Genomic DNA, 16,158 nt, shown 5'->3' with positions numbered 1-16,158 from the left:
AACTAAAAAACAAATTCACCTTAACCCACAATCAAAATTAAAAAGACAAACCCTAATTTATTAAATTAATCTTAACCCACAAACAAAATTGAAAAACCAAAAAATTCACATAACAATAGGGAGTACAATGTACTCCCTTAATTATTACATTAATTTCAGATTATTTATATTTTACTAGGTCTAGAGATCCGGAAGATAGTTTAGCATTGATTTTGTTACTACCTTTTTTATAAGTTGCAGTACCCTTATCATTGTCCAAAGAATTATTAAGGTCAAATTCACTATCAATACTACCTGAACTTTTTTCGTAACTTAACTTAAAACCGGTAATTGTATCCGGAATAATATAATCAACACTACCGGAAGAAATATCAATATCAGAATATTTAGGAACACTTTCACTATTGATTTCAACACTACCACTTGATACTTTTACCTTAGTTTTGCTGAAATCGCCTTGTAAAGTAGTATCACCTGAACCGGAAACAGTATCTAAACTTTTGGCAATAACATTATTACCATCTATAGAACCACTGGAAACATTTGTTTTTAGTTCATCACAAGTTAGGTTTACTAAATTTACACTACCACTTGAAATATAAGTTCTAAGGGATTTACATTTTAGATTACTAAAATCACAATCACCTGATGACATATCTAACTGAATATCATTAATGCCTAAATCTGACTTCATAGATACTGAGCCTGAACCGGTCTTTATTGTTAAATATTTTGTACCGTCATAAACAGAACTGCTTTTCTTTGATTTGTCATATTTATAATAAACATCATCAGCTAAATAAATATTAGTAGTCTGATTAAAATATCCAAATAAGCAAAAACCACTATTGGGATTAGCAGTAATATTCACAAATCCGGCATAATACTTTGTTAACTTTGTATCTTTATTTAAAGAACCCAAATATCCTCTGTATTCACAATTGTATTCAATATAGCTATAATCAGTAGGACTTTTATAGAAATTAACATCACCACTACCGTTCTTTAAGTCTATAGTGTGAATACCATCATTTGCATTACAATTGAATTTTGTTATTCTTGTAAATTTACCATTTTGTCCAAAAACAGAAGAAATACAAAGAATTAATAGAAAGGCACAAAAAATTGAACCTACAATAATAATTGTATTTCTAAAAATATGACTTTCTTTCTCAGGTTCTACTGTTGCACTGTAACCATCTTGCTCTATATTAATATCTTCTTGTGGATGATTTTTACTATCTATTATATTGGCTATATAATAGAACAAAGGTATTGTTAAAAACAGTAGCCACATTGGATGCCACAAGTTGGTGTACAAACCTAACACTAAATATACCCAAGTAATGAATACCGGATAACAGAAAATATTTACTTTCTTTTTCTGTATAGCCTTTACTGTTGTGTAGTATAGTGGAATAATTAAGAACCACAACCAGCTGGTTACCCAACCACCTAAAATATCTAAGAAACCAAATAAAAAGAATGCCACAACTGAAACTAACCAAATTGGAAATTCCATAGCAGGATTTTTTTTGCCATTCTTTTTGTAATCTTTGTCACCGTATATATGACCGTTTTCATCGGTATAGACTTTTTGTTTACCACTTTCATCAACAACATTTATGCCGTTACGGTCAATATGTACCTTTGCACCGTCACTACTGTCTACATGAATACCGTTTCTAAAACTTATATCAACTTTATCTTTACCGTCATCAACATGGATACCGTTTTTAAAAGATACTTTTGCTTTTGATTTTTCATCAGTTTCATTATTTTCCGGTTCTTTTTCAGTATCTGTTTGGGTATTTTCTTCAGTTTTATTATCTTCTAAATCTTGCTTATTTCTATTTAAAATTTCTTCAGGGTCACCTGTTAAAAGTTCATCAAGAGTTACCCCATATACCTTTGCCAATAGAATAAGATTGTCAGTATCAGGTGAAGCCTCTGCTCTCTCCCACTTACTGACAGCTTGCCTACTGACACCGATTTTTGATGCTAATTCTTCCTGACTTAGACCACTTTTCTTTCTATATTGCAAAAGTATGTTTGCCGTTTCAATATTCATAAACGCCCTCCTTTTTTGATGAGTTCATTATACATTTTTGCCCTTTGGTAGCACAACATATTCTAGTTTGCAATTACGCAACTATTGGTTGCATTGGCTTAAACACTGGACTACAAGGGTTTTACAAAATGAATATTTCTGCTGACTTCTTTAAAGCCAATAGCTTTATGAAACTGTTCACTAGCTAGATTATCCACTTCACAATCTGAGGCAAATTCAGTACAACAGTGTTCCTTTGCCCATTTTTCGCACATATTTATAAGTGCCTTTCCTACACCTTTTGAAGTATATTCTTCCTTTACTGCAATGCCTTCAAGGTAAGCTACAGGTAAAGTTTTTGTCCCCTCAATATATTCAAATCTTAACCCAACTGATGCAAACCCTATATAAATATTATGCTCCTCTGCAACAAACATTACAGAGGAGTCACTGTCCATATCCGAGAACTGCAAGTACAAGTCAAGGGAAGATTTTACTGAAGTCCATACACTTTGCACTAAGGGTAAAATTCCGTCTAAGTCACTTGATTTTGCTACACGAATATTCATTAATATTCCAGTCCTTTAGTTGTCTTTAGGAACTGATAGAACTGATTGTAGATTTTCTCTACACCATCAACTGAATCACTTTCAATGTTAAGTGGCATAATAGGGTCATGTACAGAAAGTCTTAATAAGAACCAACCGTCACCATTTTCTTTATCAAATGATACTCTGATACCTTCTCTGTTATCATCTGCAACAATCCAATTAGGTTCATTTTCAGCATACTTTTCAAGGTCGGCAATAATCTTTTCGCCACAACCTCTAAAGTCTTCTTCAGTAATCTTAAAACGAATTTCCTTGCTTTCTGCAGGTTCTTTAAGGTCCTTAAGCATCATATCAATTGTTTTGTTTTCCTTAGCAAGTTGAGCCATTTTAATGATAATTTTTGTACATAGATAAGCACCATCATCAAGGAAATAGTTTTCCTTCATAGCAGCATGACCTGATGTTTCAATAGCTAATGGGCAGAACTCACCATTGTTATTTAGTTCAATGCCCTTATCAATAACATTCTTGTAGCCTCTTCTATATCTATAGTGCTTACCACCAAGATGATTTTCAATAAAGTCCTTTAAACCTGATGAAGTTACTGAGTCAGTAACAATTGTACCACCATCAGTATCTTCAAGTGCAATAGCTGATGCTAAAGCTACAAGTCTGTTTCTGTTGATTTCTTTACCAAAGCTATCTACTGCACCACCTCTGTCAACATCAGTATCAAAGATAACACCTAAATCAGCTTTGCTATCTAATACTGCCTTAGATATTGACTCCATAGCAGTTTTATCTTCCGGATTAGGAATATGGTTAGGGAACATTCCGTCAGGATCAAGGTAAACAGAGCCTTCTGTGTCAGCACCAAGAACTTTTAGTACCTTATCAGCATAGAATCCACCAACACCATTACCGGCATCTACAACGATTTTAAAGCCCTTTAGAGGGTGGTCATAGTCCTCAGCATTAACACCTTTCTTAATAATATCACATAGGTGGTTGCTATATCTTGACATATAGTCCATTTCTTCTACTGTACCGTTATCAGTAATTTCAGGCTTTTTATCATCCTGTGCGTACTGTAAAATTTCTTCAATATCACTGGCTTCAAGTCCACCATTAGGAGTAAAGAACTTTAGACCGTTTCTATTAAATGGATGATGAGAGGCAGTAATCTGTACTGCACCGTCACAACCAAGGTCAACAGTAGTCATAAACATTGATGGTGTTGATGATAGGTTAGTGTAAATTACCTTTACACCGGCTTTCTTAAAGCTATCTATAACATCATTTGCAATTCTTTCGCCACTAATACGGCTATCTCTACCAACTGAAATTGTCATTTCACTTGCCTTTTTGTCAGCAACCTTTTCTAGCCATAGTACAAAGCCAAAAGCCATTTTCTTCACAACATCATCAGTTAGGTTAACATTTTGACCTTCAACACCCTCAGATGCTACACCACGAATATCTGTACCACTTTTGAAGTTTTTATAAAAATTATCAAGCATAAAATATACCCCTTAAATTAATTTTCTAAAACTATTATACAATATAACAAAGTTCAATACAATAAAAATAAGTATATAATTTCACCTATTTTTAGTATTGTAAAGAGTTTTTTTTAAAATTTTTTGATTTTATTTTTACTTATTTTTAGTCGGTTATAACATAAAGAAAAGCCCATTCTGATGGGCTTTTTCGGTGCTTTTATGGTCTTTTTATTCCAGAACAGAAAATTTCATTTTTGTAATTTGTATGATTGTTCAAATTTATTTTCTTTTAGAGAATAAATTTGATAATATTCACTAAAAGAATTTACACAAACTTTAACTAGTTAAAATTACTGTTAAATGTTTTGTAGCATATTGCACAATAATTATACGCCGTAATTGTACAGTTTTGATATTTAGTAGTCACCTTGTACAAAGAAAGCGGTACTTATTTGTTGACATTCACTAAAGAATATGTATAATAGTAAGTGTCAAGTAAATAGTCCACTTGATATCGCAAACATTCGTTAGCGATTCATTCACAGCCAAATGGTAAATGGCAGCACGAAAAATCGTATATAATTTAAGGAGGAAAATTTTATGACACCTATGATCAATCTACATGACATTGATGTTACCAAGTTCCTTGCCGTGCTCGACACTTGCGAAGGTAATGTATATCTAGTTACTAGCGAGGGAGACCGTTTGAATCTAAAAAGCAAACTATGTCAGCTCGTTGGTTTAACAAAGCTAATCGAAGGCGGCAAAATCGCAGAAGCTTGCATTTATTGTGATAACAAGAATGATGAAAGCAAATTATTCAGATTCAACCTACTTGGTGATACAGGTAATGCTGAAATTGCTTAATCAGTAACATTGATAACAAGTCGCGTTTAGAACGCATTAATTTCAAAAATCCTAAACAGAAAAGGCACTCAGCTGAGTGCCTTTTTTGCTATGCAATTTAATACATAAATATGGAAATTGAAATGAAAATTATTTATAATCAAATTCATCCGGATGATTTTTTTTGAAAATATCAAAAATTTTCTGTACCAAATCATCGTCATCAATACCGGTATAAACCTCTTCTTGGTCATCATAACTGTCTATCTTAAGAATAGTTAAGTCCTCAACATCCTCAACATTCTCAATTAAAACAGCATATTCATCATTTTTATAGTTAATAACATCAAGCAATTCAAACTCAGTTTCATTGCCTAAATCGTCTTCTAAAGTGAAAATTACATTCTTTTCCATAGTATCCTCCTAAAAAGTTATATAAATAGTGTACAATACTTTAAATAAAATTGCAATAATCCTAACCTATTTTCTGTCATTAGCTTTTATTATACCTTAATTATCTGCTAAAAAGGTCTGCTACCTAGTAACAGACCTTTTATCTCTCTTATAAATTACTTCTTTAGCTTATAAACTGCAACAGATGCTACTGAACCAAATAGTAGTGCTAAAACTACTGCAGTATATGTATCTTCATTACCGGTTTTAGGTGAACTCATTTCTGAACCTACTTCATCGGAAGTTGACTCTTTTGGTGCAGGATTACCACTAGAATAAGCCATTTCATCATCTGTAGCTAGATTGTCCTCATCATCCTCATCACCGTGTTCCCTGTAATATTCATCAGCAAGGTCATCATCGTGTCCATCCATATCAACGAAATCTTCATCGTTAAAATCTTCATTTTCAGTATCATCCTGATTAGTTACAAGGGTAGTTTCATTATTATTTACTTCATCAGCACTAAAAGAATTAATGCTGAAAGCAAACATAGAAATCATCATTATAACTGTGACAAGGCACATTAATTTTTTCATTCTAAACACTCCTTAGATAATAATAAATTAGCCTCTGTAATAATTACATTTACCGTTTGCACCGTTATTGGAGAACTTAACCTTGCTATAGGAAATACCTTTCTTGTATGCACCGATACCGTACTTACCACAATTTGCAATCTTACCACCTGTTACTTTACCGGAACAGTTGTAAGAATAAAGACCAAATTCTTTTGCATTAGTAATATTAGTATTTTTCAAAGTAATGGTACTGTTCTTACTTGCAATACCATGCTTAGTTTTTGCTTTATCAAGTGAACAACCGTCAAATGTAACATTGACACTTTCAAGATAAATATGTTGCTTATATGAATTATAAACAGTAGTATTTTTGAAAGTTACTTTCTTGCTATTCTTACATAGGATACCACTGTTAAAATTCTTGATTTTGTTGCCACTAACAGTTACATTTTCATTTAGCTGATCCGGAACACTATCCATTGTTAAGCCATAGTAATCTGATTTTTGATTGCCGTTAAATGTAATATTATTGTTAGAGAATGTTGAGTTTCTGATGCCTGTATAAAAGACAGCAGTCATATTCTTAACAGTAATGTTATTTTTAGTAATTGTTAAGCCATTAATTCTGTGGTCACCCTTTAGATAGCCTTGATAACCGGATAGTCTGTTAGCTGAGTTAAGACCTTTTTTATAAATCGCAGGTTTTGAAATTTTGTTACCGTTAATGTACAAAGCTCTGCTATCTTTAGATTTTGGGCTATTAATTGTAATTGTATTACCTGAAATAATGGAATTATCCTTAGAAGAATTAACCTTTAAATTCCAGTTGTTTACAACATATGTACCGGTATAGCCTGTATAATTAGGCTTAGAATTTACAAACAAAATACCTGAACCACAGTTTAGAATTTTATTATTCTGAATTCTGCTATTTCTATAATTAATAGCACCGATAGCATAACTCTTAATATTCTTGAAGGTATTGTTTGTAAACTTCATATTTGTGAAATAACAACCATCAATACTATTATGAGAACCAATGCCTCTGCCTAGGTTTGTAAAATTACATCTATCAACAGTTACATTTTTGTTTTGGTATTTATCATAATTACCGATAGCAGTTGTTTCATATAGATTTACATCAAGTTGTAAAGCTTCTTCATGCTCATAGTAATCATTCTTATTTTTATGAGCCTTAAAGTAGCACTTATGATTCTTGAAATTCACCCTAGAAATTGTTAAGCCATTAACAGCACCTGCCTCAATCATATGACCTTCAAGGTCGTTTTGAATTGTCATATTAAGGAACTTAACATTCTGAGAATGATTTACTTTAAATGTACAGAAACCTGTATCTTTACTTCTAACATTACCATCCCAAATACCACCTTGAATTGTAATATTCTTATAATAATATCCTGAAGCAGAAGAACCCGGTTTACCTACTCTGAATGTTGTACCACCATCACCTGCAGGTAAATTACGAATAATTTTTACATTTTTATCAACAACAATCATAGTGTTTGAATAAATGCCTACAGATTGATTAATTCTTAAATCCTTTGTAATATGTATTTTATAAATATGATTAGCAGTGCCTTTGTCTTTTGCATTTAGCAATGCTTGTTGAAAGTCTGCAAAACTACCGTTAGAAATTGTTTCATCATATGCAGTAGCACCTTCTACAGTTTGAAAGCCAAATAAAGTACATATCATTGATAAACATAAGCACAACGGTATAAACTTCTTAAATATGTTCATAATTATCCCTCCAAATATATTGTAACTACATTATACCACTTATATTTTTAACTGTAAATGTATATTAAAACACCACAATAACTTTGTGCAAAGTGTATTACAAGGATATTACCACTTTGTATAATTTCACAACAAGAATTTATAATTAATAAGAAACAAACGCAAAAAGTCCCTTGTCAAAAGACAAGGGACTAAATTACTTAGGTAAATAATTATATTAAATTATAATTATTCGTTGATAGATGTAACAGCACCTGAACCAACTGTTCTACCACCTTCACGGATAGCGAAACGAAGACCTTCTTCGATAGCGATAGGAGTGATTAGTTCAACTGACATTTCAACGTTATCACCAGGCATGCACATTTCTGTACCTTCTGGAAGTGTGATTGTACCTGTTACGTCTGTTGTTCTGAAATAGAACTGTGGACGGTAGTTGTTGAAGAATGGAGTATGACGGCCACCTTCGTCCTTTGTTAGAACGTAAACCTGGCCACTGAACTTCTTATGTGGGTGAATTGTACCTGGCTTTGCAAGAACCTGACCTCTTTCGATTTCAGATCTCTGAACACCTCTTAGAAGTGCACCAACGTTATCACCACATTCAGCATAGTCTAGAGACTTTCTGAACATTTCAAGACCTGTAACAACAACCTTACGGATTTCGTCTGTTAGACCAACGATTTCAACTTCATCATTTACGTTGATAACGCCTCTTTCAACTCTACCTGTTGCAACAGTACCACGACCTGTGATTGTGAATACGTCTTCAACTGGCATGATGAATGGCTTATCAGAATCTCTTTCTGGAGTTGGGATGAATTCGTCAACAGCATCCATTAGTTCGTGAATACACTTGTATTCAGGAGCGTTTGTATCTGTTGATGTGCTTGTTAGAGCAAGATATGCTGAACCCTTGATGATTGGAGTGTCATCGCCTGGGAAGTCATATTCGTTTAGTAGGTCACGAATTTCCATTTCTACTAGTTCTAGTAGTTCAGGATCGTCAACTTGGTCAGTCTTGTTCATGAATACAACGATGTATGGAACACCAACCTGACGAGATAGAAGGATGTGTTCTCTTGTCTGTGGCATAGGACCATCAGCAGCAGAAACAACAAGGATAGCACCGTCCATCTGAGCAGCACCAGTGATCATGTTTTTAACATAGTCAGCATGGCCTGGGCAGTCAACGTGAGCATAGTGTCTCTTATCTGTTTCATATTCAACGTGAGCTGTGTTGATTGTAATACCTCTTTCTCTTTCTTCTGGAGCCTTATCGATATTAGCATAATCAACGAAGTCTGCTTCACCGTTTAGGTTAAGAACCTTTGTGATAGCAGCTGTAAGTGTAGTTTTACCATGGTCAACGTGACCGATAGTACCAATGTTTACGTGTGGCTTATTTCTTTCAAACTTTTCTCTTGCCATTTTTATAATCCTCCTTAGATTAAAATCTTGGTAGTTATTATTGTAACAATTTTTTAATAAAATTGCAACCCTTTTGTTGATATATAATCAACAAAAGAGTATTAATTTATAAGATATTAGTCTTCAGACTTCTTATTACGCTTTGACATAATGTCTTCAGCGATTGACTTTGGAACTTCCTGATATGTGTCTGGTTCCATTACGTACTGACCACGGCCCTGAGTCTTAGAACGCATATCAGTAGCATAACCGAACATTTCAGATAGAGGAACATGAGCGTTGATACGCTGAGCATTACCAACAGCTTCCATACCCTGAATCTGACCACGACGAGAGTTAAGGTCACCGATAACGTCACCCATATACTCTTCAGGAACAATAACTGTAACCTTCATTAGTGGTTCAAGTAGAACAGGATCTGCCTTCTTCATAGCTTCCTTGAAAGCCATAGAACCGGCAATCTTAAATGCCATTTCAGATGAGTCAACTTCATGGTAAGAACCATCATATAGTTCAACCTTACAGTCAACTACATTGTAGTTAGCTAAGATACCTGACTGCATAGCACCCTGGATACCTTGGTCAACTGCTGGAATGTATTCCTTAGGAATAGCACCACCAACGATAGAGTTAACAAATTCGTAGCCCTTGCCTGGGTTAGGAGAAACACGAATCTTAACATGACCGTACTGACCTTTACCACCTGACTGACGAGCATACTTCATATCAACATCTGCTTCAGAACGGATTGTTTCTTTATAAGCAACCTGTGGAGCACCGATGTTAGCTTCTACCTTGAATTCTCTTAGTAGTCTGTCAACGATAATTTCTAGATGAAGTTCACCCATACCGGCAATGATTGTCTGGCCTGTTTCTTCATCTGTATATGCCTTAAATGTTGGGTCTTCTTCTGCAAGTTTTGCAAGAGCAATACCCATCTTTTCCTGACCTGCTTTTGTCTTAGGTTCAATAGCAACTCTAATAACAGGTTCTGGGAATTCCATTGATTCAAGGATGATAGGGTGCTTTTCGTCACAAAGAGTATCACCTGTTGTAGTATTCTTTAGACCAACAGCAGCAGCAATATCACCGGCATAAACTGTATCAATGTCTTTTCTATGGTTAGCATGCATCTGTAGGATACGACCAAGTCTTTCGTTCTTATCCTTTGATGCGTTGTAAACTGTCTGACCAGCATTAACAACACCGGAATATACTCTGAAGAAACATAGCTTACCAACGAATGGGTCAGTTGCAATCTTAAATGCAAGAGCTGCAAATGGTTCATCGTCAGAAGAATGTCTTACATCTTCTTCGCCTGTGTCTGGGTTAACACCCTTAATTGATGGAATGTCAACAGGAGCTGGCATATAGTCAACGATAGCATTAAGAAGTAGCTGAACACCCTTGTTACGGTATGAAGTACCACAAGTTACAGGTACCATTTCGTTAGCGATAGTAGCCTTACGAATAGTCTTCTTAATTTCGTCAATTGTTAGTTCTTCGCCTTCGAAATATTTTTCCATTAGAGCATCATCAAGTTCTGCAACAGAATCAATTAGCTGTTCATGGTATTTCTGAGCGATTTCCTTCATATCTTCAGGAATTTCTTCTTCTCTAATGTCTGTACCGTCATCATTGTAATATACTTCAGCCTTCATTGTAACTAGGTCAACAATGCCTCTGAATGTATCTTCAGCACCGATTGGTAGCTGAATTGGAACTGCGTTACAGCTTAGTCTGTCTTTCATCATCTGAACAACTCTGTAGAAGTCAGCACCCATAATGTCCATCTTATTTACATAAGCCATTCTTGGAACATGATAGTTATCAGCCTGTCTCCAAACTGTTTCTGACTGTGGTTCAACACCACCCTTAGCACAAAGTACTGTTACAGAACCGTCAAGTACACGAAGTGAACGTTCAACTTCAGCAGTGAAGTCAACGTGACCAGGTGTGTCGATGATGTTGATTCTGTGGTCCTTCCAGAAACATGTAGTAGCAGCAGATGTAATTGTTACACCACGTTCTTGTTCCTGAACCATCCAGTCCATAGTAGCAGCACCATCATGTGTTTCACCAATCTTATGGTTAACACCTGTGTAGTACAGAATTCTTTCAGTAGTTGTAGTTTTACCGGCATCAATGTGAGCCATGATACCGATATTTCTTGTCATTTCAAGTGAAACCTGTCTTGCCACGGTTAATATCCTCCTTTATAAGTTATTTCTAATAAGTCCTGCTATTACCATCTGTAATGAGCGAAAGCCTTATTAGCTTCAGCCATCTTATGAGTATCTTCACGCTTCTTAAATGCGCCACCTGTACTGTTGATAGCATCAAGGATTTCACCAGCAAGTCTTTCTTTCATTGTTCTTTCTGAACGCTGTCTTGAATATGCTGTGATCCAACGAAGACCTAGAGTCTGTCTTCTTTCTGCTCTAACTTCCATAGGTACTTGGTAAGTTGCACCACCTACACGACGAGCTTTAACTTCAAGAACCGGCATAACATTTTCCATTGCGTTCTCGAATGTTTCTAGTGGATCGTTACCTGTCTTTTCCTGGATGATGTCGAATGCACCGTAAACGATTTTTTGAGCAACACCCTTCTTACCATCAAGCATAATGTTGTTGATTAGACGAGTAACTAGTTTTGAATTATACATTGGGTCTGGCAAAACATCACGTTTTGCGATTGAGCCTCTTCTTGGCACTTTACTTCCCTCCTTCACAATATTTGAGATATCATAGGTACTCGAAAGCGACAAACTTCCGTACTGCCAACAGAAACTCTATAATCTATATAAAGTCTGCTTTTGCAGTAACTGTTTAACATAAAAGTGTTAGTTTGTCAATTCCTTATTTACCTGCTTTTGGGCGCTTTGCGCCATACTTTGAACGAGCCTGATTTCTGTTAGCAACGCCCTGAGCATCAAGTGTGCCACGAACGATATGGTAACGTACACCAGGTAAGTCTTTTACACGGCCACCACGGATAAGAACAACTGAGTGTTCCTGTAGGTTATGACCAACACCAGGGATATAAGAACTAACTTCAATACCGTTTGAAAGTCTTACTCTGGCAATCTTTCTAAGAGCTGAGTTAGGCTTCTTTGGTGTAGCAGTTGACACTTTAGTACATACGCCTCTCTTTTGTGGGGAAGCATTATCAGTAGCCTGTCTCTTCTGTGAGTTCCAACCCTTTAAAAGAGCAGGTGCCTTTGCCTTCTTTTCAGTAACTTCTCTACCCTTGCGAACAAGCTGGTTAAATGTAGGCATTTTTTTCCTCCTTCTTAAGTTATTTCGGTTTTCCGATATTTTAGCACGGATTTTACTGTAATTTTACGCAATTACCCTATTCCACGCTTACCGTCATTCTATCACATAAGTTACAACATTGTCAATAATAAATTTCATATTTTTTCTTTTTTTCTGCAAAAAAGAGGCTACCCATAAGGGTAACCTCTAATTCAAACAGTTATATATTAGTCAAGTGGCTGTACCTGCTGTGGCTGAACATAGTTTTCTTCCAGTTCAACACCGTTGTATCTGTGCATACCTGTACCGGCAGGAATTAGCTTACCAATGATAACATTTTCTTTTAGACCTACCAGTGGGTCAACCTTACCCTTAATAGCAGCATCTGTAAGAACTCTTGTTGTTTCCTGGAATGAAGCAGCTGATAGGAATGAATCAGTAGCAAGAGCTGCCTTTGTAATACCAAGAAGTAACTGAGTATACTTAGCAGGTTTAAGACCTTCTTCACCGTTCTTAATTCTTTCTTCAATCATCTTGTTTTCGTAAAGAACTTCGTTACGGTCATAGTTCTGACCTGCCATAAAGCTAGTAGAACCACTGTCTTCAATCTTAACCTTCTTCATCATCTGACGAACAATAACTTCGATATGCTTATCGTTAATATCAACACCCTGTAGACGGTATGTTGACTGTACTTCAGAGATTAGGTAGTTCTGAACAGCCTTTGGACCAAGGATTGAAAGAATATCAGCCGGATAAATAGCACCATCAGTAATCTTGTCACCGGCCTTGATAACCTGACCTTCTTCAACATTTACTCTAAAGCCGAATGGGATTAGGTACTGTCTTTCTTCACCTGTTGCCTTATTATAAACAACTGCGTGACGAGCCTTCTTAATTTCTTCAAATCTAACTTCACCATCGATTTCAGAAATAATAGCAAGTGACTTAGGCTTTCTGGCTTCAAATAGTTCTTCAACTCTTGGAAGGCCCTGTGTAATATCTTCAGCAGAAGCAACACCACCGGTGTGGAATGTTCTCATTGTTAGCTGAGTACCAGGTTCACCGATTGACTGAGCTGCGATAATACCAACAGCTTCACCAACAGTAACAGGCTGACCGTTTGCAAGGTTAGAACCGTAGCACTTTCTACATACGCCATGCTTGCAATGACAACCAAGGATACTTCTGATTTCGATTTCTTCTGTACCGGCATTAACAATAATGTCAGCTTCTTCTTCGCCCATCATCTTGTCCTTAGATACAAGAACATTGCCATTTTCATCACAGAAGTCATGAACAAGGTATCTACCGATAAGTCTTTCACGAAGACCTTCGATAACATTGTTACCTGACTTAATATCGAAGATTTCAAGACCTTCATCAGTATGACAATCATCTTCACGAATAATAACATCCTGAGAAACGTCAACAAGTCTTCTTGTTAGGTAACCTGAGTCGGCAGTTCTTAGAGCAGTATCGGCCAGACCCTTACGAGCACCTCTGGAAGAAATAAAGTATTCCATGATGTTTAGACCTTCACGGTAGTTAGCTCTGATAGGGATTTCAATTGTTTTACCTGATGTGTTGGCAATCAAACCACGCATACCGGCTAGCTGACGAATCTGTGACATACTACCACGAGCACCAGAGTCAGCCATCATATAGATTGGGTTGAATCTATCTAGGTTATCCTGTAGTTTTGCAGTAACATCATCAGTAGCTTTTTCCCAAACTTTAAGAACATTTTGGTAACGTTCGTCGTTTGATAGGAAACCCATCATATATTCGTTACGGATACCATCAACTTGTTCTTCTGCAGCTGAGATAATTGCTTTCTTCTCAGGTGGAATCTTAGCATCACAAACAGCTACTGTGATAGCACCTCTTGTTGAATATTTATAACCTTGAGCCTTGATATGGTCAAGAACAACTGAAGTAGTCTGTGTGCCGTGTACTCTGATACAAGCATCAATAATCTTACCAAGTTGTTTCTTGCCTACAAGGAAGTCGATTTCTAATTTAAATTTGTTTTCTTCCAAACTTCTGTCAACAAAGCCTAGATCCTGAGGAATTGGGTTATTGAAAATAATCTTACCAACTGTTGTATCAACTAGGCCTGATTCTTTAACACCGTTGAATTCCTTAGTCATTCTAACCTTAATCTTAGAATGAAGTGTTAGGTAACCTGTCTGATAAGCCATCATAGCTTCATCAACATCTCTAAATACCTTACCTTCACCCTTTTCTCCGTCCTTATCAAGTGTTAGGTAATAAGAACCAAGAATCATATCCTGTGTAGGTACACAAACAGGACGACCATCAGAAGGCTTTAGTAGGTTACCGGCAGCAAGCATTAGGAATCTTGCTTCAGCCTGAGCTTCTGCAGATAGTGGTACATGGACAGCCATCTGGTCACCATCGAAGTCAGCGTTGTAAGCAGTACATACAAGTGGATGTAGCTTTAAAGCACGACCTTCAACAAGTACAGGTTCAAATGCCTGAATACCAAGTCTATGAAGTGTAGGAGCACGGTTTAAAAGAACCGGATGACCCTTGATAACAACTTCAAGTGCATCCCAAACTTCAGGCTTTGCTCTTTCAACTGCTTTTCTTGCAGCCTTAATATTTACAACAGCCTTTGTTTCTACAAGTCTCTTCATAACGAAAGGCTTAAATAGTTCAAGTGCCATTTCCTTAGGAAGACCACACTGATACATCTTTAGTTCAGGACCAACAACGATAACTGAACGACCTGAGTAGTCAACACGCTTACCTAGTAGGTTCTGACGGAAACGACCTTGCTTACCCTTTAGCATATCAGATAGTGACTTAAGAGGTCTGTTGTTAGGACCTGTAACAGGTCTGCCCTTTCTGCCGTTGTCAATTAGTGAGTCAACAGCTTCCTGTAGCATTCTCTTTTCGTTTCTGATAATAATATCAGGAGCTTGTAGTTCAAGTAGTCTTGCAAGACGGTTGTTTCTGTTAATAACTCTTCTATATAGGTCATTAAGGTCAGATGTTGCAAATCTACCACCATCAAGCTGAACCATAGGTCTGATGTCCGGTGGAATAACAGGAACAACATCAAGAATCATCCATTCAGGTCTGTTACCTGACTGACGGAATGATTCAACAACTTCCAATCTCTTTAGAAGTCTAACTCTCTTCTGACCTGATGCACCTTCAAGATCAGTAGTAATCTGAGTATATAGCTGGTCAAGGTCGATTTCTGTTAGAAGTTCCTTGATAGCTTCAGCACCCATACCTGCTCTAAAGTCATCTTCATACTTTTCATACAAATCTCTGTATTCTGTTTCAGTAAGAATCTGCATTTTAGAGATTTCTCTAGCTTCACCCGGATCAATAACAATGTAAGATGCAAAGTATAGAACCTGTTCTAGGGCTTTAGGAGAAATATCAAGCATTAGGGAAATTCTTGAAGGAATACCCTTAAAGTACCAAATGTGTGATACAGGAGCAGCTAGTTCAATATGACCCATTCTTTCTCTACGGACCTTGGATCTTGTAACTTCAACACCACATCTATCACAAATTTTGCCTTTAAAACGGATTTTCTTATATTTACCACAGTGACATTCCCAGTCCTTAGTAGGTCCGAAAATTCTTTCACAGAATAGACCGTCTCTCTCAGGCTTTAATGTTCTGTAGTTAATTGTTTCTGGTTTCTTAACTTCACCATATGACCATTCTCTAATCTGGTCAGGGGAGGCAAGACCAATTTTAATTGAATCAAATGTATTGTTTTCCATTATAAACTGC

12 protein-coding genes are annotated in these 16,158 nt (G+C 36.2%); 1 reads left to right on the top strand and 11 read right to left on the bottom strand.

The window, feature by feature from the left end:
* Positions 1-160: 160 nt before the first annotated feature.
* From E5Z56_RS06550 to E5Z56_RS06540, 3 genes are all read right to left on the bottom strand, one after another.
* Positions 161-2,071, bottom strand: a complete 1,911-nt coding sequence (locus tag E5Z56_RS06550) for a helix-turn-helix domain-containing protein (protein ID WP_138157108.1) — start codon at positions 2,069-2,071, stop codon at positions 161-163.
* A 110-nt stretch (positions 2,072-2,181) separates the two neighbouring features.
* Positions 2,182-2,619, bottom strand: coding sequence for an aminoglycoside 6'-N-acetyltransferase (gene aac(6'), locus E5Z56_RS06545; RefSeq protein WP_138157107.1), 438 nt, complete (start codon positions 2,617-2,619; stop codon positions 2,182-2,184).
* Positions 2,619-4,121: a phosphohexomutase domain-containing protein gene (locus tag E5Z56_RS06540; RefSeq protein ID WP_138157106.1), complete on the bottom strand. Its 1,503-nt coding sequence runs from the start codon at positions 4,119-4,121 to the stop codon at positions 2,619-2,621. Before E5Z56_RS06540 ends, aac(6') begins: the two co-directional genes overlap by 1 nt.
* A gap of 582 nt (positions 4,122-4,703) precedes the next feature.
* Between E5Z56_RS06540 and E5Z56_RS06535 the strand changes: the two genes are divergently transcribed.
* Positions 4,704-4,970 carry a hypothetical protein gene (locus E5Z56_RS06535; RefSeq protein ID WP_022504808.1) on the top strand — a complete coding sequence of 89 codons (267 nt, stop codon included), beginning with the start codon at positions 4,704-4,706 and terminating at the stop codon, positions 4,968-4,970.
* 129 nt (positions 4,971-5,099) lie between these two features.
* On the opposite strand, the gene E5Z56_RS06530 is transcribed toward E5Z56_RS06535, so the two are convergent.
* The 8 genes from E5Z56_RS06530 to rpoC all read right to left on the bottom strand — a co-directional run bounded on the left by E5Z56_RS06530 (position 5,100) and on the right by rpoC (position 16,148).
* Positions 5,100-5,363 (bottom strand): DUF1292 domain-containing protein, encoded by a 264-nt coding sequence (locus E5Z56_RS06530; RefSeq protein ID WP_022504809.1) that lies wholly within the window; start codon positions 5,361-5,363, stop codon positions 5,100-5,102.
* 155 nt (positions 5,364-5,518) lie between these two features.
* A complete protein-coding gene (locus E5Z56_RS06525; protein WP_138157105.1) occupies positions 5,519-5,941 on the bottom strand; it encodes a hypothetical protein in 423 nt (140 codons plus the stop codon).
* Positions 5,942-5,968: 27 nt separating this feature from the next.
* Entirely contained in the window at positions 5,969-7,684 is a 1,716-nt protein-coding gene (locus tag E5Z56_RS06520; RefSeq protein ID WP_138157104.1) for a right-handed parallel beta-helix repeat-containing protein, read from the bottom strand.
* Between the two features lie 228 nt (positions 7,685-7,912).
* Positions 7,913-9,115: an elongation factor Tu gene (gene tuf, locus E5Z56_RS06515; RefSeq protein WP_138157103.1), complete on the bottom strand. Its 1,203-nt coding sequence runs from the start codon at positions 9,113-9,115 to the stop codon at positions 7,913-7,915.
* A gap of 116 nt (positions 9,116-9,231) precedes the next feature.
* Positions 9,232-11,316: an elongation factor G gene (gene fusA / locus E5Z56_RS06510; RefSeq protein ID WP_138157102.1), complete on the bottom strand. Its 2,085-nt coding sequence runs from the start codon at positions 11,314-11,316 to the stop codon at positions 9,232-9,234.
* 44 nt (positions 11,317-11,360) lie between these two features.
* Positions 11,361-11,831: a 30S ribosomal protein S7 gene (gene rpsG, locus E5Z56_RS06505; RefSeq protein WP_138157101.1), complete on the bottom strand. Its 471-nt coding sequence runs from the start codon at positions 11,829-11,831 to the stop codon at positions 11,361-11,363.
* A 145-nt stretch (positions 11,832-11,976) separates the two neighbouring features.
* Positions 11,977-12,396 carry a 30S ribosomal protein S12 gene (gene rpsL, locus E5Z56_RS06500; RefSeq protein ID WP_022504815.1) on the bottom strand — a complete coding sequence of 140 codons (420 nt, stop codon included), beginning with the start codon at positions 12,394-12,396 and terminating at the stop codon, positions 11,977-11,979.
* Positions 12,397-12,602: 206 nt separating this feature from the next.
* Positions 12,603-16,148, bottom strand: a complete 3,546-nt coding sequence (rpoC, locus tag E5Z56_RS06495) for a DNA-directed RNA polymerase subunit beta' (RefSeq protein ID WP_138157100.1) — start codon at positions 16,146-16,148, stop codon at positions 12,603-12,605.
* Positions 16,149-16,158 lie beyond the last annotated feature (10 nt).

The sequence above is a fragment of the Ruminococcus bovis genome (genome assembly GCF_005601135.1).
GTDB lineage: Bacteria > Bacillota > Clostridia > Oscillospirales > Acutalibacteraceae > Ruminococcoides > Ruminococcoides bovis.
Note: the sequence above shows the minus strand (reverse complement) of the source record. Positions and strands in the feature narration are given on the sequence as shown.